The 18,146-nt window shown below is 44.5% G+C and carries 16 protein-coding genes and 2 pseudogenes; 8 read left to right on the forward strand and 10 right to left on the reverse strand.

Features of this window, described 5'->3' with window-relative positions; genetic code table 11:
• Together ABIO93_RS23845 and ABIO93_RS23850 are read left to right on the forward strand one after the other, a co-directional pair.
• Positions 1 to 433 (forward strand): isocitrate lyase/phosphoenolpyruvate mutase family protein (locus ABIO93_RS23845; RefSeq protein ID WP_348072379.1); only part of this gene is annotated, 433 nt, incomplete at its 5' end.
• A 28-nt stretch (positions 434 to 461) separates the two neighbouring features.
• Positions 462 to 842 carry a DUF4440 domain-containing protein gene (locus ABIO93_RS23850; RefSeq protein WP_348072382.1) on the forward strand — a complete coding sequence of 127 codons (381 nt, stop codon included), beginning with the start codon at positions 462 to 464 and terminating at the stop codon, positions 840 to 842.
• 60 nt (positions 843 to 902) lie between these two features.
• Here the strand turns inward: ABIO93_RS23850 and ABIO93_RS23855 are convergent, their stop codons facing one another.
• The 7 genes from ABIO93_RS23855 to ABIO93_RS23885 all read right to left on the reverse strand — a co-directional run bounded on the left by ABIO93_RS23855 (position 903) and on the right by ABIO93_RS23885 (position 6,026).
• On the reverse strand, positions 903 to 1,106 hold the full coding sequence (locus ABIO93_RS23855; protein ID WP_348072384.1) for a hypothetical protein: 204 nt from the start codon (positions 1,104 to 1,106) through the stop codon (positions 903 to 905).
• Positions 1,107 to 1,140: 34 nt separating this feature from the next.
• Complete coding sequence (locus ABIO93_RS23860; protein ID WP_348072386.1) at positions 1,141 to 1,641, reverse strand: hypothetical protein; 501 nt, start codon at positions 1,639 to 1,641, stop codon at positions 1,141 to 1,143.
• A 105-nt stretch (positions 1,642 to 1,746) separates the two neighbouring features.
• Positions 1,747 to 2,154, reverse strand: a complete 408-nt coding sequence (locus ABIO93_RS23865) for an OmpH family outer membrane protein (protein ID WP_348072388.1) — start codon at positions 2,152 to 2,154, stop codon at positions 1,747 to 1,749.
• 8 nt (positions 2,155 to 2,162) lie between these two features.
• A complete protein-coding gene (locus ABIO93_RS23870) occupies positions 2,163 to 2,381 on the reverse strand; it encodes an OmpH family outer membrane protein (RefSeq protein WP_348072390.1) in 219 nt (72 codons plus the stop codon).
• 3 nt (positions 2,382 to 2,384) lie between these two features.
• Positions 2,385 to 3,725: a M56 family metallopeptidase gene (locus ABIO93_RS23875; protein WP_348072392.1), complete on the reverse strand. Its 1,341-nt coding sequence runs from the start codon at positions 3,723 to 3,725 to the stop codon at positions 2,385 to 2,387.
• A gap of 14 nt (positions 3,726 to 3,739) precedes the next feature.
• Positions 3,740 to 4,111: a BlaI/MecI/CopY family transcriptional regulator gene (locus ABIO93_RS23880; RefSeq protein WP_348072394.1), complete on the reverse strand. Its 372-nt coding sequence runs from the start codon at positions 4,109 to 4,111 to the stop codon at positions 3,740 to 3,742.
• Positions 4,112 to 4,235: 124 nt separating this feature from the next.
• On the reverse strand, positions 4,236 to 6,026 hold the full coding sequence (locus ABIO93_RS23885) for a M56 family metallopeptidase (RefSeq protein ID WP_348072396.1): 1,791 nt from the start codon (positions 6,024 to 6,026) through the stop codon (positions 4,236 to 4,238).
• A gap of 241 nt (positions 6,027 to 6,267) precedes the next feature.
• On the opposite strand from ABIO93_RS23885, the gene ABIO93_RS23890 reads away from it, so the two are divergent.
• From ABIO93_RS23890 to ABIO93_RS23900, 3 genes and pseudogenes are all read left to right on the forward strand, one after another.
• Positions 6,268 to 7,989, forward strand: a complete 1,722-nt coding sequence (locus tag ABIO93_RS23890; RefSeq protein WP_348072398.1) for an FAD/NAD(P)-binding protein — start codon at positions 6,268 to 6,270, stop codon at positions 7,987 to 7,989.
• Between the two features lie 9 nt (positions 7,990 to 7,998).
• Complete coding sequence (locus tag ABIO93_RS23895; protein ID WP_348072400.1) at positions 7,999 to 8,802, forward strand: MOSC N-terminal beta barrel domain-containing protein; 804 nt, start codon at positions 7,999 to 8,001, stop codon at positions 8,800 to 8,802.
• Positions 8,803 to 8,816: 14 nt separating this feature from the next.
• Positions 8,817 to 9,026: pseudogene (locus ABIO93_RS23900) on the forward strand (hypothetical protein); the annotation flags it as partial.
• Here ABIO93_RS23900 and ABIO93_RS23905 read toward each other — a convergent pair.
• Entirely contained in the window at positions 9,023 to 9,874 is an 852-nt protein-coding gene (locus ABIO93_RS23905; protein ID WP_348072401.1) for a sugar phosphate isomerase/epimerase, read from the reverse strand. The pseudogene ABIO93_RS23900 and the gene ABIO93_RS23905 overlap by 4 nt on opposite strands.
• Positions 9,875 to 9,941: 67 nt before the next feature.
• Entirely contained in the window at positions 9,942 to 10,505 is a 564-nt protein-coding gene (locus ABIO93_RS23910; RefSeq protein ID WP_348072403.1) for a Crp/Fnr family transcriptional regulator, read from the reverse strand.
• A gap of 11 nt (positions 10,506 to 10,516) precedes the next feature.
• Here ABIO93_RS23910 and ABIO93_RS23915 point away from each other — a divergent pair, with 11 nt between their 5' ends.
• Positions 10,517 to 11,128, forward strand: a complete 612-nt coding sequence (locus ABIO93_RS23915; RefSeq protein WP_348072405.1) for a DoxX family protein — start codon at positions 10,517 to 10,519, stop codon at positions 11,126 to 11,128.
• A gap of 59 nt (positions 11,129 to 11,187) precedes the next feature.
• Here ABIO93_RS23915 and ABIO93_RS23920 read toward each other — a convergent pair whose 3' ends face one another.
• Positions 11,188 to 14,262, reverse strand: a complete 3,075-nt coding sequence (locus ABIO93_RS23920; protein WP_348072407.1) for a carboxypeptidase-like regulatory domain-containing protein — start codon at positions 14,260 to 14,262, stop codon at positions 11,188 to 11,190.
• Between the two features lie 358 nt (positions 14,263 to 14,620).
• Between ABIO93_RS23920 and ABIO93_RS23925 the strand changes: the two are divergent.
• Both ABIO93_RS23925 and ABIO93_RS23930 read left to right on the forward strand, forming a co-directional pair.
• Positions 14,621 to 15,597 (forward strand): annotated as a pseudogene (locus ABIO93_RS23925) (IS1595 family transposase).
• 218 nt (positions 15,598 to 15,815) lie between these two features.
• Positions 15,816 to 18,083 (forward strand): ATP-binding protein, encoded by a 2,268-nt coding sequence (locus tag ABIO93_RS23930; RefSeq protein ID WP_348072409.1) that lies wholly within the window; start codon positions 15,816 to 15,818, stop codon positions 18,081 to 18,083.
• The last annotated feature ends 63 nt before the right edge of the window (positions 18,084 to 18,146 follow it).

Raw genomic sequence — 18,146 nt, forward strand, 5'->3', positions numbered from 1 at the left:
GATTCCGGGCCCGCAACGAACATTGCAATCTGTCCAGGATTTCCAGCTGGTGATTTCGCAGGTAGCCAACTACATTAGTCAGAACAACTTACACCTCTTCTTGAACATCCGCACCGACGGCTTTCTCCTCGGATTGCCCAATGCGCTGGCGGAAACATTGACGCGGACCAGCAGCTATGAAAATGCTGGCGCGAAGGGAATTTTCGTCCCCTGTATCTCTGCTCCCGATGATATCAAGCAGGTAGTGAACGCCACCTCCCTGCCCGTGAATGTAATGTGCATTCCAAACCTGCCCGACTTCGCGACGCTGGAATCATTAGGTGTCAAAAGGATCAGTATGGGGCCATTTCTGTTCAATAAAGTTTACGAAAACGTCGGAAAGCTTTTACAATCCATTAAAACCGACAGCGATTTCTCGTCCATTCTATCCTGATTTTCCATTTAATCTATCTCAAAAAACCATGAACTTACCAAGAAGAGCAGAAGACGCACACGCAACACTTGCGGCCGCGTTCAACACGGGTGATGTCGATATCGTAATGAGTATGTACGATGTGAGCGGCATTATCGTGCCGGAACCGAACAAGCCTGTTTCCGGCCAGGACAAATTCAGAGAATCGATCACCGCCATTTTGTCCATTAAGGGAACGATGGAAATCCAGACGGTTTATTGTCTGCAAACGGGCAATATCGCCCTGGGCCGATCCGAATGGAACATTACCGATAACGGCGAAGTGAAAATCAGCGCCAAAGGTATTGAGGTCATGAAGTTGCAACCCGACGGCCACTGGAAAATCATCATTGACCAGGCATTTGGTGCGGAAGCCGATCTTGTGGCTTAAAATAGTGTTGAAGGTGGGAAGTTTCGGGTGTTAACGTCCGGGATTTCCTATTTTTTGAACTTACTTTCTTGCAGGACGCGAAAATTTGTCAAGCATTGCTTCCATTTGGGCTGCCTTCTTATCAAACATATCCTTTTTGGATGCATCTACATTTTTCGTCGCTATCGTAGACTTGGAGCGCTTTATTGATGAACTATCTTCTATATACGCTAAAAAAACAGATTCTGTCTTTTTAGCCCTCTCTTTCACAACTATATTAGCCATATTTTTATATTTTAGTTATAATCAAATTTAATACTCATTTGGCTGGTAACAAAAAAGCATCATAATTTATTCCCTTTTTGAAATCGGCCCAGCCGAAATTATCCTTAACCACGAGTCCTTCTATTCTTAATGAAGGTGGTACAATTCCCAAGTTTTGAGAGATGCCTTTCTGATAGAGCCTTGTTCTCGCTGCCGTACTACCTTGGGCGTAAATTCCCGCCATTGGCCTTCTTTTTAGAAAATTAACGGCTACTTGCGCGACAGTTGCCAGGATTCGCTCTACGTCCCTGTTTCGCGTCTCGAAGAGATCGTCAACTTCCGATGTATCCACGTTCCATTTCCCAAAACCGAGCGTATAGTCATTAGGATATTTTGATTTCTTGCTCCTGAATATGAAAACAATTAATTCAAAAGACCCGCTATCTCCGGTACTGGTAAATTTGCAGGCAGCAAATATGTTATTCTTCTTGAAAAATTCTCCGTTTTTATACTCGTCTGTATTAACTTCAATAGTGGTGTATTGTTCAACTAGCATTGCTTTCAAAATAAATTACATTACAAATAATATAATAATTCAAAGCGGTTCCATAAAATTAGGTGGATATATTTTTCCACGTATTACATTAACGTTCAGGACTTCCTACTTCTTGAACTTCACCTGCATACCAACCGGGCGATTTGGCTTACTTACCGGTGCTGCCACACCCAGCTTCGACAGGATAATGTCACTCACATCGCCGGTTTGGTCATGGGCATAAAGTAGAAAAGGACGAGTTTCACCGACTGCCTCATCTTCGTGCAATCTGATAATATAGGTAAAGCTCTGCTCCTTTGCGTGATCCTGAATGACCTGCCTGACGCGCTGTTGAATAGGTTCAAATTTCTTCGAGTACTGTGTCCTCACATCATTCTCTGCATTTGCCTGAAATTCCTGAATGGACTTTTGAAGATTTTCAAGTTCCATAGCTTTGTCCTTTTGAATGGGCTCGGAAGTGCCGTCTTTCACGGCCTTCTGGTAGTTTTCGAGTTTCTGTTTATAGCTCGTCATCTTTTCGTTCAGCAGGTTTTGGTATAGCTCGTCATCTTTTCGTTCAGCAGGTTTTGGTATTGCAGAGAAGTAGCCTCAATTTCTTTGATAAAGGCTTTATAGGCTGGCAGATTGTCATAAACATACCCAACATCTACATAACCAATCTTCATGTTTTGGCAATGGCTTTCTGTTGTCGCCAGCGTTTGAAGCAGCAACAAGGCAATCAAAAACATACGGTATTTCATAACTTATTTGACGTTAAATTTCATGTCGACAGCGCGCAAAACGGGCCTCCCAATCGTAAATCCATATCTGTGAAACTTCATTTTCGGTGGCTCAATAACAGTTAGTTTGGGCGCCAGGATGTCTGAATAATTCATCGCTACATGATTGTATGCATAGTTCCGGAAGTTCTTAGCCTCACCCGTTTCAGCAAAGGGATTTTTCGGTACGAGATTGTTAGACCAGTTACTGAACTGACGCAACTCTTCATTCTTTTTCACCGGCGATTTTCCCGATGCCTGCTCCGTTTCTTTACTCTCTGTAACTTCCTGCGAAACAGCACTTTTCTGGCTCGCAGCTTTCCTGGTGGCTTTTCCTGTACTTCTTTTCTTAGTCCGAATGGTCGTGTCACTCAAAGTAAGCGGCCTGTTTGTGATTACTTTTTCTTTCTCGTCAATGGCTTTCGGAATGTTTGTTAATGCGGTAACTTCCTGCTTTTCACTAGAAATAATCTGTTTGCGCGCCGCGGTGATAATGACCAAAACAGTCACAAAAGGGATCAGCAGCAGATATTTGCCGCGGAACCATTGAGAGGTACGGCCTTTATAAATCATACTGATGCGACCTTTGAGCAGCGAGGAATTATAAAACTGATTGGATATAGACCGGATCGCCGCATTCTTCGCATACAGTACCAAAAAAGTGGCATAACTATCCCGGTTGGCAGCTTGCTCGTCGGCGAGATATTCGTGAACCTCTCTCAGCGCGAGTTTGTAAAGCCACAGTACCGGATTAAACCAGCAGACTATTTTTAGTATTTCAATCAAAATAATGTCAATGCTGTGCCACTGCCGGATATGCACTTCTTCATGTTCCAGAATAGTCTGAAAATGATTTTCGTAGTCATTGCGGCTGACAATCAGGTACGAGAAAAATGAAAAAGAGCCAGTCGCAAATCCGAGGCTTTCCGGGAGCAGCACCAATGTAAAACGCTCCAAATCAATACATTCACTCTTACCAATCAGCTTTCTCAATTTATAAAGACCTTCCAAAAATTTAAAAGACATCATAACTACGCCCGCCAGATAGATCATGGGAATGACATCGGCCCAGTTGGACTCTGGTTCAATGATTTCCGGTGTCATGGTCATTTCCGGATTGACGATCATATCCGCGACCGCCACCGGTAGCATTTTCACCGGTTCTGAAAACTCAATGGATGGCAGCGCGATAGCCAGACATAGCGTCGCGACCAGGTAAACCCTGTTCCAGCGGAAAAAGGTGTGTTTTCTAAAAAGCAGCCAATAACAAGCGTAAAACAGGAACCAGTACAGGTTCACTTTGACCCAGTAAGGAAGTTGCTCCATAAAATCTTATCGTTTTATTTGCCTTTATTATTCGCTATAAATGTCATCAGCTCGTCCAGATCCTTGTCTTTCATATTATTTTCCTTCACAAAAAAAGAAACCAGGTTACCTACCGAGTTGTCAAAGTAATTTTCCATCAGCTGCTGAACTTCATGCCTTCTGTATTCCTCCTCACTGATCAGCGGGTAATACTCATGTGTATTTCCGTAGGTATTATGCGCGACAATCTCTTTTTTTTCCAGAATTCTTATGAATGTAGAAACCGTCGTATATGCCGGCTTTGGCTCCGACATTTGAACCAGTATATCCTTAATGAATGCTTTTTCCAGCTGCCACAAGATCCGCATGATCTCTGCCTCGGCTCGGGTAAGCGAACGTATCTCCATAAACGTAGTGATAGGACTGGTAAATAACAACCCCTTGAAACAAAGATACTACTAACTAATTAGTTTGCAAACTAATTAGTTAGTAGTATCAGTTTTTTGGTAAAATACTTAATATCAGCTTAGGTCAGCCATTGTATCTTACCCCCGTAAATCGGTGCCCGGTCGCGCCGTCCCAGTTGTAAACCCATTCCGTCCAGGTTCTTTTCAGGTATTTGGCTTTCAGTTTTTGGTGTAAAGATTCCGGCTGCTCCACGCCATTCACGATCAGGAACATGTTATGCAGCTTGAATGAGAGGTTTTCCCTATCCTTGATCACGTTTTCACGAATCAGGTCCTGAATTAATTCCTCCTGCATTACCTTGTCCTCGGCCGCACTGACCTGGCTCCGTTGCCTCCACATATCTTTTCCTATCTGCTCAAATTCCCCATAAATCGCATTGATCCGCACCGAACGGGCCTGCAATTTTTCCGCCTCGGACTTTAAAACTGCTTCCTGCAAATTGCCGAGTGTAGTTCCGGTCGCCGTCTGTGTTTGCTCAATCGCAAAAGCACCAGAGCGAAGTTTAGCCTCAACGGTCTGCGCTTTTACCTGCTGTTTTTCATCCCAAATCAGAAGTGACAACCGCTTCCTCACCGTTTCTGCCGCTTCTATATCTTTGCTCTCCACTGCTTTTTTCAAATCGCCCATTAACTTGTCAATGCTTGTCAGCGAATCGATAGGTACCGGTACCTTAGCCTTAGCCTTAGCCAATCGTTTCACAGGTTTTGCCTTTACTATATGTTCCTCTTTGCCGACTGGTAACCTTTGAGCAATAACGGGCACTTCAATTTTTGGAATTACCTGCGTTAATGTTTTCTCCGGTTGTTTCAATGGTGAAAAATAAGCCATTGATAACAATGCTACGGCGATCAGGCTGGTACTTATCGAGAATTTTTCCATGGTAGTTAGTTGTTTATTGTCATTGAAAATAATCCTTTTGATCCGGTTCAGTAAGTGATTTCGATTCCCGGTAAATGACATCCCGACGTTGCTGATGGTGATTTCAGCTTCCTTGAATGATACCAATGCATTCACAAAAGCCATTTGGTCCCGGGTCACTCCTATCACCAGATCGTCGCAACAGTGCTCGCGTTCTGTTTTGATCAGGTATGATACCCACAAAAGCGCAGGATTGAAGAAATACAGATTTTCAGCCACGCATTGAAGGAAATTGACCAGATAATCCTTCCGCTTGATATGCGCAAGCTCGTGAAGTAAAATGGCTTCGATCTGCTGCTGTGGCAGGCTGGTCAAAAACCCAAGCGGTACAATGATCATCGGTTTAAAAAACCCCTTCATCACCGGTACCTTCACGATCCCAGACTCCATGAGCAAGACGCGACCGTAAATTCCCAGCCTGACCGCCAGCTCGCGCAATTGCCAGTTCCAGGATTCACTCACCGGAGAAATCTTCATCCGCCCGATTCGCTCGTTATACATCAGCCCAGCCGCAGTCCTGGCCGATTTGATTAGAAAAACAGTCAACCATAGCGTTACAATTCCAGCCGCATTCCGATTGAGGTTAACTGTCAGCATTTCAATAAACCCGTACCCAAAACCAGCTGGGATCAATTGATTCGATGTCCGTACCGCATTGTCGAACGCATAATCGGAAAGTACATTCACCGGTACGGCCAGCATTTTACTTTGTTCCAAAACATAGAAGAACGTAGCTGCATTCGTTAGAACAAACAGCAAAAGCAGACCCGCAAACAGGTTATACCGCAAAGCAGGTGCCGACTTTCGGGTGACCAACAGCACGATTCCCGTCAGAATGGCCAGTACCAATCCCTGCCAGAGCGAATGGATCAATGTCCAGCAAAGCGCATTGATAACTGCGTGAAAATAAGGCTGATCAAAAAGATTGCTTCCCATCGTCCTACCTTTAAAGTGACTGCGCCTCAAAGGTAGGAAATATTTCGTACGAACAAATAACTAGCAATAAATTTTCCAAAATGATTCTCGGTATCCCGCATTTCTATTGAACTCCGTACGTCGGCAAATACGAGCATTCGGTTGCGGCGCGATTTTTGTAAATAGCAGTCACAGGGGCTTTTCCCAAACAACACGGTACAGTATTCATTCAAAACGACGGCAGTTTCAGGGCTGCAAAACGATGACCTCCAAAACACAGAAAAAGAGAATTGCCATACTTGGCGGCGGACCAAGTGCCTTATTTGTCTACAAAAGACTGGTTGAATCGGAGACAGAATTTGAAATTGATATTTTCGAAAGGAAGACAAAACTGGGCTCTGGAATGCCTTACAGCGAGGAAGGTGCTAATGTTGAGCACATTACCAATGTTTCCGACAATGAAATACCAGAGATTGCAAACTCCATTGAGGACTGGATCAAAACGGTTCCGCAGACGACCCTGAACAAGTTTAAGATTGATCGTGAGACTTTCAGCAAATATCATGTGCTGCCCCGGCTGTTGTTTGGCAAATATCTGACTGCGCAGTTTAAACTGTTGCAGGAGCAGGCAGAAAGGTCAGGTATAACCACCAGGGTTCATCTCGGGAGCAATATAACGGACATTATCGACTGGCCTGAGCAAGGTACCGTTCAGGTCGAGGTGGAGGATCAGGGTCTGATGGAGTTTGACTCGGTGATTGTTTGTACGGGTCACAACTGGCCCGTGGAGCACGAGGGAAAAATCCCTGGCTACTATGACTCTCCCTACCCTCCTGCTAAGCTTCAAAAAGTGATCAATCACCCGATCGCCATGAAAGGGTCGTCGCTTACAGCCATTGACGCAATACGCACGCTGGCGCGCCACAATGGTTCTTTTCAAAAAATGGAAGATGGAAAACTGGCTTTTATTCCTTCCGAAGACAGCCCCAAATTCAAGATCGTCATGCATTCGAGGAATGGTTTGTTGCCTGCGATCCGGTTTCATCTTGAAGCGCCTCAGCTTTCCAGCGACTCGCTGCTGACAAGAGAGGAAATAGCGCAAAACAAGGCAAAGAACGGTGGCTTTCTTTCACTGGATTATGTTTTTGAAAAAAACTTTAAAGACGGTTTTCGTAAAAAAGACCCTAAGTTTTATAAAAAGATCAGTGACATGAAGATCGAACGCTTTGTCGAGCTGGTGATGGATATGCGGGAAGGAAAAGAGCCATTTCAACTTTTCAGGGAGGAATATGCGGAGGCCGAAAAGTCGATTGAAGAGAGAGAATCCATTTATTGGAAAGAAATGCTCGCAGAGCTGAGCTTTACGATGAACTATCCCGCCAAGTATCTGTCGGCGGAAGATATGCTTAGGCTGAAAAAGGTGCTCATGCCGCTCATTTCGGTCGTGATCGCATTTGTTCCGCAAAGTTCCTGCGAAGAATTGTTTGCATTGAATGATGCGGGAAGACTAGACATCATGTCCGTCGGTCCCGATAGTAACGTGGTACCCAAAAAAGAAGGCGGTATTGTTTACCAATACACGGATGAGAGAGGCAAAGCACATGCGATCAATTACAAAACCTTCGTCAACTGCGTTGGACAGCCGCATTTGTCTTACGAAGACCTTCCGTTCAAAAGTCTGCTCATGAAGAAGACCGTCAGCCAGGCAGTCATCCGGTTTAAGGATAATGATGCTGGTGCGCAGGAATTGAAAGAGGGAAATGAGTCGGTGGTGCGCAATTTAAATGGAGATTACTTTTTAAAAGTATCCGGTATTACTATTAATGATGATTTCCAGATAGTTAATGAGTACGGTATTGAGAATGAACGCATTTACATGATGGCTGTTCCCTACATTGGCGGTTATAACCCTGATTATTCCGGGCTGGATTTTTGTGAAGAAGCTTCCAATTGTATTGTTGAGAAACTTCAAAAAAACCTTTAACAAACGCCCATGCATCTATCCGAAATATGGATCTATCCCGTCAAATCCCTGGGAGGCATTCGTTTGAAAGAATCGGAAGTCGAAGCCAGGGGACTGAAATACGATCGTCGCTGGATGGTGGTGGATGAAAAAGGTGTGTTCCTTACCCAACGGACTAACCCCAAAATGGCTTTGATAGATGTAGCTATCACGGATAAAGGATTGTTACTTTCAACCCGGTTGGAAGCCGAAAACCAGGTACTAGTTCCATTTCAAGGCATTTTAAGTCGTGCGATAGAAGTAAAAATTTGGGACGATTGGGTTTGGGCACACACCATCAGCACGGATGCCGATGCCTGGCTGACCGCGCAGCTTGGAAAAAATGTACATATAGTAGGCATGTCCGGCTCATCTAGTCGAAAAATGAATGTGACCGACTCCCAACACGGCGACGAGGTCAGCTTTGCCGATGACTTTCCCTACCTGTTGATTTCCGAAGCATCACTTGCCGACCTCAATAGCAGGCTGCCGCAACCTGTGAGCATGAGGCGATTTCGTCCCAATTTCGTCGTATCCGATGTACCCGCATTCGCAGAAGATTCGTGGAATTACATCACAATTGGGGACGTGCGTTTCGAAGTAGCCAGACCTTGCGAACGCTGCGTGCTGATCAATATCGACCCTAAAACTGCATTAAAAGAAACCGAACCATTAAAAACCCTGGCTGCTTACCGGAAACAGGACCGGAAAATACTGTTCGGCCAGAATTTGGTGGGTTTACAAAACGGAACCGTGCGTGAGGGGGACAAAATTCACATCCTGCTCATCTCCTGATAATTAAAGGTGACCGTACGGTGGCTGACATCTAGCAGGGACATATTTCCACGGCGACCTGCCTGCTAGCCAACATTTCGGTGCATATCGGCAGACCGATCATATATGATCCTGTGGCACGTGAAATCGTTGGAGATCCCCTGGCTAACAAACTTCTGGCACGCCCCTACCGCGCACGCTTTCCGAAGAAGCTTATAATAGGGGCCTCTTCGTTGCTTATCTAATTTGACGCTGACAGCGATGCTATGTATTTCAATGCCCGTTTCACGTCGGGCACATTGTGGTCCCAATTTCCTTCCCGTTCAATGTAGGCCATTCCGGAGAAATTCTGGCGCTTCAATTCTCTCACGATAGCAGGGTAGTTGAGCACGCCTGTACCTACAGCCACGTCGTTGGCTTTCAGATTATTAGCTGCGTCCAGGTCTTTCAGGTGCAGACAAATAATTTTGCCTTCAAGCGCCTGCAAACATTTAACAGGATCAAGCCCGCTTCGTACCCAATGTCCGAGATCAGCGCAAGCCATGATATTGGGCCGGCCCTTCATCGCGGCCAACACAGAATCGGGATGCCAGTAGTAGCTGGAACCTTTGGCGTGCTCATGAATGGCGATTTTGATTTTATAAACCCCGGCAAGGCTATCCAGCAAATTCCAGTCCTTTTTCTCGGGCTCACAGTTCAGAAATTCAACACCGGTCTGTTTAGCAAAGTCAAAATACGCCAGCCACTCTTTCAGATTTTTACCATTGCCCGCATATAATGACTTCATTTGAAGCCCCTTATTGCTCAGCATGGTCTTCATCTTTGTAATCTCTTCGTTCGACAATGCGGGAATGGAATGGTCGCCAAAATCACTACCCAGCTTGTGGAAGAAAAATCCTTCCACATATTTAGCTCCCGCACTATCCGCCTTGTTCAGCGACTCGGCAAACGAGAAATGATTGAATGAGTATAATGCTACACCCGTTTTCCATTTCAAAGGCTTGATCGTGCCACGCTCCGTGAAACTATAAAGTATGCCTGTGAGCGAGACAACAGCGGCGATCCAGCAAACAGTGATGATCTTTTTATTCATGATGTCTTGCAAAAGTGGGTTTAAGAGTATGAAGCACTCAATGTACAAAACGCAACTCTTATTTGCATCAGTTTTTCGCTTTCAGCCTGCTGAGGGATTCTCTTGTAATGCCCAGAAATGAAGCAATGTGCGACTGCGAGAGCCTTTGTTCGAAATGAGGATAGGCAGATATAAATTCCAAATAGCGCGCTTTGGCAGGTTTTTGTAACCATAGGATACGACTTTGATGGGCAGCGAAACCTCGTTGAAGCATGATCCGGAAATACCTTTCCATTTTGGGCACTTCTTCAAAAAGATGTTCCAGCTGCTGGTACCCAAATTGTAATACTTCCGAAGCTTCCAGCGCGTCGATGTTGTAAAAGGATGGTTTTTGGTGCAAAATAGAATCCCAATCGCTGATCCACCAGTTCTGCACCGCAAATTGCACAATGTGTTCCTTACCCTTATCGTCCGTATAGTACTGGCGGAGACTGCCGCTCAGCACAAAAAAATCGGAAGTACATTGATTTCCTTCAAGTAGCAAATATTGGTTCTTTTTTAAGACCCGTTTCCGGCAGGTCGTCAATATCACTTCAAACTCTTCATCTGTGAGCGATACGACTTGTTCAATGTGCTTTCGTAAGGGATGCATAACGGATTCTTATGTCACCAAATTTATCAATAAAAGCCATTGCCTTTGTTCATCATGTGACATTTATCACAGCCAAATTTTACCAATTGTCATTTCTGGCTGAAACAGTCCAATGTAATTTTGCCAATGCAAAAGGCACATTTTCAGCGGCTGCAACTTACTTTCTTCTTTTTATGAAAAACGTATTAGAAGTCAAGAACTTACAAACCAGTCATGACCTGATAGCCCTGGTCTCGCGGCTGGCAATCGGGATCGTCCTATTTCCGCATGGGGCCCAGAAACTGCTCGGATGGTGGAGCGGATATGGCTACGGCGGTACGATGCACTATTTCACGCACATTGTCGGGATACCCTATGAGATTGGATTTCTGGTGATTATGATTGAATTCTTTGGTCCAATACTGCTCATTCTAGGCATAGGAACTCGCGTGGTCTCTGCGGCCATCATGGTAGTAATGATCGGTGTGATCATCAGTGTACAGCATCAATACTTTTTTATGGACTGGTTCCGCAACCAGCAGAGCGAAGGAATGGAATTCTTTCTGCTCATGATCGGACTTTGTCTGGTTTCCATTTTGAATGGTGGCGGCAAATTCGCCGCCACTCATTTTTTAAAACGTTAACATGACGACCAAAACAGTTTGAAACAACTGGTTGTTCTGAAATGAATACCGCCAAAACGCTACTCGCAAATTTGGTCTCCTACAAATAACCGCAGCTGCTCAGGCTGATAAGGATTCGAGCTCGTCCAGAAATTGATAAAAGTAACCTTGGCATTGGGCATATACTTGCCTGGTCCACACACCGGAAACGCTGAAAAGTCGCCGGGCGTGTTAAACTGCAGACTTGGATTCGCCGACTTGGACGCGTGACAAGTCCGGCACGACGGTCCGACTACGCGGGAGTAGAAAAATGCATTATTAATGCCATTGGTAGCCCCAGGGAGCCAATTCACAGCGGTACTGTTGTCTGCGAAATTCCCTGCCAATGTGCCCGTGCTGCTATAAGCTGCATTCAGGAAGTCCTTGATAGCCTGCGTCGAATTGGCATCATAAACCCGCTGATTCAACTTTCTCAGCTCTGTTTCCTGCGAAGGACGATCATGCGATGCCGAATACTTGAACGACTGCGCATCGAATGCCAGAAACGCGGGTGAATGGGTGGGATTAAGTTTATAGTAGTCTTGCAAACTGGTCACAGCCAGATAGTCAATTTCCCTTCCGCCATGACAAACAATGCATAATCCCGGAACAAACTTTTCCCCGCCTCCGTCCAGGTCTACGTGCGTGTTGAGTGTTTCCGCGGGGCCTGTAAACAGGTAGAATTTGATGATGCCACGGACGCCAGTGTTCGCGTTGAAATCATACTCCATGGCTACCGTCGCATTGGGCACAATCGAACGCACCCCGAAAACATCGTCCTCCGCCTGCGCGGCATTGGCATAATTGGACACATAGTACGCGATGTGCCCACCGGATCCTTTTTGATGCATTGCCCGGTGAAATCCCAGATCACCCGCATTGAAATAAGAAGCGTGGGCGTCATCACCTGCCCCAAAATTATTCCTTGCTTTCCATTGAGCGAATGTCTCTCCTTCGCTCAACTCAAATATACCGTCGCCGTCGGTGTCCTTAATGGCTCCCGTGGACCTGTAATAGGCAATGGCCTGCGCCTCGGTAAGTGTTTCAACCATGCTCAGGAAAGGTACCGATGTTACGTCAGCAAAAGGCGGATCCTTTTTATAAAAGTCATTGGTACAGACAGTTCCGGGATCAGCCGGATCAATCGCGGATGCAGCTCCCGAGGATACGGATGAAGTAAGCAAGGTACGGGCAGCGACGATGTCCGCGCCTCTTTTTACCTCAATCGAAATGTTGGTGTTCAGCGGAAGCCGGGCAATGATCAATGTCGGGTCCGAGGCACTGATCGTAGCGTGCTTTATTTTCGGCGCACCGGCGGTCGGGATCGTAATGGTCACATCACAATCTCCACCCGGGAAAATCGGGTTGTTCAGGTTGTCTTGCAGATAAATGCAGGTTCCGCCGATAATGGCCACATCGGTATTGATCGATGAAAACTTATTGGTAGTGCCCACATATTGATCACCGCTTTTACTGACCGTCGTGATTTTCTCCCAGATACCGCTCTTTTCGTTGTAATCCCAAAGGCCGATATTGGCCGGAGCAGCACTCTGAATGTCTGATGAAATAGGCACATTAATGTTCGCAAGGGCGGATGGGTTGATGTTATACCTTTTAGTAGGGTTTGCTTTGTCTCGTATCTGAACGTCAATGGCTCCGAAACTCACCAATGTTTTGTCCGATCCGTTTTCTACCGCGGCGTAATCTCCCGGCATCAATCCCTGCGAATTGTACAGGTCAATGGTTCGCAGCTGCACATTCACTGCTGACAATACCTTATTACCGTTACTGTCTGTGATGCTTCCGGCAGGTATTTTAATAGTCGCAGCTGGTCGTGAGCGTCGTTTTTGTTCCTTGTCAAATGTAATAAACTTGGTGAACTTGTCTTCCTCTTCCGTGAGAACAATGTCATTTCCAGGATCGAATTCCTTCACTGTGGCACTCACCAGTTTGTAAGTTTGCTCGAAAGCTTCCTTTTGAAAGATCGTAGAGCTGAGCATAAACCCCGGTTTCTCTACATTGAGCACGTATCGATTGTTTTCCGCCTCATCTACCCGCACACTGAAATACCCTTTGCCGTTGGTTGTCGCCACTTGTTGTCCATTAACCGTGATCATGGCACCGGGGATCTTTCCGCTTCCATCGATGTTCAGCGCTACACCCGAAAATGCGACTTTCCCATCATTGTCATCGATGGAATAAGAGGTAAATGCAGCGCCTCCAAAATCATCGAGCACCAGCAATGTCAACAGATTCTTTGCTTTCACTGCCGTCAATTGCCAGGTCGCTTCCGCACTATTTGAAAAAGTCGAGCCCGGATAATCACCGCCCGGCAGCCACATATAGGTAAGGGCTTGCCCTTCCTTGTCCAATGTATTGGCTACAACTTTCAATTTGGTCGAAGGCAAAGTACGTAGCACTGCCTTACCGCTTTCATTGAATGCCACAATGTATTTAATAGCAGGTTTTGTATTTTTAAAAACCAAATTATATATCTCACCATTAGCCTGTACCGTCTGATTGGCAACTGCCTGCTGACAAGTTGCGGTAATGGAAAACCTTGCTTTTGGTGGTACTCCCGTTAAGATAAATTCCCCGGACGTATTGCATCTTACAGCGGTTTTATCTTTATTCAGATCAACAAAAACAGTTGTAAAAAAACTAACTGCAAATACTTCATTTTTAAAAATTGCCGGAAAACCGTCAGCTAATTTTGCAGTACCAAAAATGTAATTATTCCCACGAAAATTTATTTTCAATTGGCCTGGATGATTGGTTGCTTTTTCAACAGTCGTTTTGTAATCCTGACTAATAAACCCTTGCTTTGAAAGATTAATAATATAATTGCCCGGTTGAAGATCTTTTGTGCGATAACCACCATCGAGTTCCGTCGTATCCACGGCAACAGTGCTGCCGGAAGGATCCTTAATAGTAACAATTACATCCGGCAAAAACATTTTCCTAGCAGGTTTATCTTTTACCCTGACCTCCGTAAATACATATCCAGTAATAAGTCCGGCGATTGGATCGGGCCGCCTTGGCTTGAAACACGATTCTAGTTGCAGAAGGGCAATAATAGCCATCGAAATTAACGCAAAAGCATAAATCTTTTTCATAGTAATGAAAGGTTAATTGTCAATTCGGAATGAAATGGGAATCTTGTACTAACTACAAACAGGAAATGTTGTGTATGCCAAAAAAAGAGAAGTAGTGGGGATGGCCTTTGGGAGCAATAAAATAATAAGTAAATGTAGTTTAGTATTAATGCTAAAATGCAGCGTAGTTGTACTGATTTAAGCAAGTGTTTATACGTGATTTATAATCAGCTAGTTAGGAGCTAAAATAAAGCACACTAATGTCACCGACATGAAATTATCGAAGTAATTTATTTTGAATTTTATAAATGACTTAATGAATTAGGCACTTGATTAAGACCTGAAAAATAGTTAACTCACCTGTAAATAAGCAAGTTATATGGAGAAAAGACTCACAAGCCTATCGTTATTTGAATTTCAGAATCAGTTTCCGGATGAGAATAAATGTAAAGAATATCTGGCCAATTTAAAGTGGAAGAATGGATTTGAGCGCTCCAAATGCGGCCACGGAAGATATTGTGGTGGTAACGGCATTTATGATCGGCAATGCACAAGCTGCCGTTATATAGAATCGCCAACTGCAGGCACAATGTTTCACAAAAGCAAAGTGCTGATTTTGAAAGCGGACGCCGCGCGGCATTTTACATTATCTATTATCTGGCGACCACCAAAAACGGAATTAGTAGTACCGAATTGAGTCGAAAAATGGCCCTTCGTCAAAAAACGTGCTGGCTAGTTAAAAAAAAAGCCGCCGCCGCGGTGATGAAAGCGATGGAGAGTAGCCAGAATTTTCCAATGGATCGGATCGCCGAAGCGAGGCAAGGTTGATGTCGATGAAACTTACGTCGGTGGCCAGGATGACCAGGCGATAGGGCGCTATAAGGGTAAGAATTGGACCGCCGATGCGGAAAATCATGGTAGTAGCTGTCGAACGAAAGGAAAATCGGACGACCGACGCCGGGTGTTTCCCGCATGTACGGCCAGGTTATCGAAACTGCTAGCAAGAAAAACCTCAAAAAATTCATGCAGGCGCACATCAACAAGGATGCTCAGGTCCGTACTGATGGATGGACTGGCTACAAGGGCTTAGAGTCAGAATTCCCTAAGCTAACACGTGAAAATCAGAGAAAAAGGGAAAGAATTTTTCTCAATTGCACCGCAGTATATGATGTTTAACGCTTGGTTGAGAGGGATTCACCATTCAGTTCATTATTTGCAAGCTTACATCATTGAATATACCTACCGCTTCAATCGACACAAAATGAAGGAAGCGGACGCCGCGCGGGAATATTCGAAAATCTAATGAGGCGAATGGTTGACAAACCGCCCCTTCCCTATAAACTTATTATTGCATAAAAGCCTAATTCAATCATTTTATTTACCAAAAGCCCCCCTATATTACTTTCAGGTTTTCAATCATTTAAGTACTCTAAATAATACCAGTTTTAATTAGGTAACTTTAACTAGGCAGACATCGACGTCAGTATAGCAAGCTTATTTAATTATGCCACTCATATGTCTGCGGGTAGGGATTACGGTGCAATATTGCACCATTCCGGTAAAACAAACTTCGAATGTATTTTTCCACCGAAACGAGTCATGAAGAGCCGGAATGTGGGTTTTGGGAGTGGGATTTGGTAGATAAGTCACGTTTTTCCTGTGATGAGATCAAAAAATTTCTGGGTTATGAAATTGATAGTTTCCCGGATACCTGGGCAAACTGGAAACTCGTGTTTGAAAAAGCAGACTGGTGGCTTCTAAAACGAAATTACATGCGGGCCCGACAGAGTCCGGATAGTAAACCTTTTGTACAGAGGGTCAGGCTGATACACAAGACCGGCCGGATCCTTGAGGTAACTTTCATCGGGAAGATTGTGTCGATTTCTGAAACCCAAACCAAGATGGAAGGGACTTATCTGAACGTAACTAATCAGGCAAAAGCGGAAAAGGAATTGGCCAGTATGAGGAACTTAATGGAAAGGACCAATCATGCTGCTAGAATAGGAGGGTGGGAACTTGATCTGAGGACAGACGAATTCTACTGGACTGAATACACGAAAACTATTTTTGAGGTTCAGGATAACTTCAAACCAAACAAGAATGAAGTCCTTGATTGGTTTGACAATAATGATGATTTGATAAACGCTTTGAACGGTGGTAAGCCTTATGTATTAGAGCTGCCTGCAACGACTGCCACAGGAGAAAAAATGTGGACACGCAGCGTCGGAGAGCCTGAATATTTGAATGGGGAATGCATCAGGATGTTCGTAAGTATTCAGGATATTACCGAGCTCAGGGCAGCCAGAGAAGATGCACAGCTTCATGAGCAATTACTTGCTTCGTTTATCAAGCAGCTGCCGGTGGCCATCGCCATAGTAGATTCGGAACAAAAATACATAGCTGCGAGTGATGTGTGGAAGGCCCATTTTAATCTGAACGATACGGATATAACCGGCAAAAGCCATTATGCGCTTTTTCCGGGTACGCATGAAATCTGGAAGCAATATCACAAACGCGGTATGGCTGGTGAAGAATTGAAGATGGAGGAAGACAGTTTTCTTAGTTCGGATGGACGAACAGAATGGATGCAGTGGGAAATCAGGCCTTGGTATGAACCGTCCAAAACCGCAGGTGGCATTATCATTTTTGGGGCACTCATCTCGGAGCGGCATGCATTCAATGACGCCATTATGAAAGCGATGGTTTCTGCTGAGGAAACATCAGCCATAAAATCTGATTTCCTCTCCGTGATGAGCCATGAAATGCGCACTCCGCTCAATGCGGTGATTGGATTTATTAACCTGTTGTTGCTTGACCCTCGTGAAGATCAATTGGAGAAAATGAGTGTTTTGAAATTCTCTACCGAGAATCTGTTGGTATTGATCAACAACATACTCGATTACAATAAACTCGATGCCCAGAAGGTGCCTCTGGAAGAAATGGAAGTGGATCTAAAAGCATTGGTTAAAAATATAATCATGTCATTGCAGTTGGAAGCGGATATCAAAAAGCTCGATTTAAGGCTGTTGATTGATGATGACGTTCCTGAGTTTGTGATGGCTGATCCCACCCGACTTGGTCAGATACTGATCAATTTAATATCAAACGCCATTAAATTCACTCCTTCCGGATTTGTTTCAGTGTCGGTTACCACACAATCCAAGACAGATGATACAACGACCTTAATATTTGAAATTAAGGACACCGGAATCGGTATTCCAGAAGATAAGCATGGTCAGGTGTTTGAAATGTTTACACAAGCGGATTCCAACATCACAAGAAAATATGGAGGGACCGGACTGGGCCTTACAATCAGCAAAAAGCTATTGCAAATGATGGGAAGTGAGATCGGGCTCATAAGCCGACCAGGATTTGGATCAACATTTACATTTACGATTGTTTTCAAAAACGTTGCAGTTAAAAATATAAAACGGGTCAGCTTTAAAGACAATGTTGACCCTAATTTGCATGGTACAAAAATTCTTATTGTGGAGGATCAGCCAATCAATGTTTTGGTACTGAAAAAGTTTTTGGAAAAGTGGCAATGTGTGTGTGACGTCGCTGAAAATGGAAAAGTGGCAGTGGAAATGGTGATCAAAAACGACTATGACCTTGTATTGATGGATTTGCAGATGCCCGTAATGGACGGCTATGAAGCAGCAATGGCTATTAGGGAAATACGTGAAGAGAAATATCGGCTGTTACCTATCATTGCGATCACTGCCTCATCGGTTTCTAATAAACGGGCCAGCATACTTCAGGCAGGAATGAATGAGTTAATTGGGAAACCTTTCGTACCGGAAGATTTATTCAATATAATTGCTTCAAATCTGGTGAAATGATAGCTTACTGGCAATTAAGCCAAAAAGACGCTTACAAATAATTCTGTAGGGTCTTTAACTAAT

Origin of the sequence: Dyadobacter sp. (assembly GCF_039919315.1) — a bacterium.
Taxonomy (GTDB): domain Bacteria; phylum Bacteroidota; class Bacteroidia; order Cytophagales; family Spirosomataceae; genus Dyadobacter.

Excerpts from the sequence above, each read along its gene's own strand:
- ABIO93_RS23910 (WP_348072403.1), bottom strand. The coding sequence starts at position 10,505 with ATGCATCCCTTACGAAAGCACATTGAACAAGTCGTATCGCTCACAGAT.
- ABIO93_RS23905 (WP_348072401.1), bottom strand. The coding sequence starts at position 9,874 with ATGAATAAAAAGATCATCACTGTTTGCTGGATCGCCGCTGTTGTCTCG.
- ABIO93_RS23870 (WP_348072390.1), bottom strand. The coding sequence starts at position 2,381 with ATGAAATACCGTATGTTTTTGATTGCCTTGTTGCTGCTTCAAACGCTG.
- ABIO93_RS23895 (WP_348072400.1), top strand. The coding sequence starts at position 7,999 with ATGCATCTATCCGAAATATGGATCTATCCCGTCAAATCCCTGGGAGGC.
- ABIO93_RS23865 (WP_348072388.1), bottom strand. The coding sequence starts at position 2,154 with ATGACGAGCTATAAACAGAAACTCGAAAACTACCAGAAGGCCGTGAAA.
- ABIO93_RS23885 (WP_348072396.1), bottom strand. The coding sequence starts at position 6,026 with ATGGGAAGCAATCTTTTTGATCAGCCTTATTTTCACGCAGTTATCAAT.
- ABIO93_RS23890 (WP_348072398.1), top strand. The coding sequence starts at position 6,268 with ATGACCTCCAAAACACAGAAAAAGAGAATTGCCATACTTGGCGGCGGA.
- ABIO93_RS23860 (WP_348072386.1), bottom strand. The coding sequence starts at position 1,641 with ATGCTAGTTGAACAATACACCACTATTGAAGTTAATACAGACGAGTAT.
- ABIO93_RS23850 (WP_348072382.1), top strand. The coding sequence starts at position 462 with ATGAACTTACCAAGAAGAGCAGAAGACGCACACGCAACACTTGCGGCC.
- ABIO93_RS23930 (WP_348072409.1), top strand. The coding sequence starts at position 15,816 with ATGTATTTTTCCACCGAAACGAGTCATGAAGAGCCGGAATGTGGGTTT.
- ABIO93_RS23915 (WP_348072405.1), top strand. The coding sequence starts at position 10,517 with ATGTCACCAAATTTATCAATAAAAGCCATTGCCTTTGTTCATCATGTG.
- ABIO93_RS23920 (WP_348072407.1), bottom strand. The coding sequence starts at position 14,262 with ATGAAAAAGATTTATGCTTTTGCGTTAATTTCGATGGCTATTATTGCC.
- ABIO93_RS23875 (WP_348072392.1), bottom strand. The coding sequence starts at position 3,725 with ATGGAGCAACTTCCTTACTGGGTCAAAGTGAACCTGTACTGGTTCCTG.
- ABIO93_RS23855 (WP_348072384.1), bottom strand. The coding sequence starts at position 1,106 with ATGGCTAATATAGTTGTGAAAGAGAGGGCTAAAAAGACAGAATCTGTT.
- ABIO93_RS23880 (WP_348072394.1), bottom strand. The coding sequence starts at position 4,111 with ATGGAGATACGTTCGCTTACCCGAGCCGAGGCAGAGATCATGCGGATC.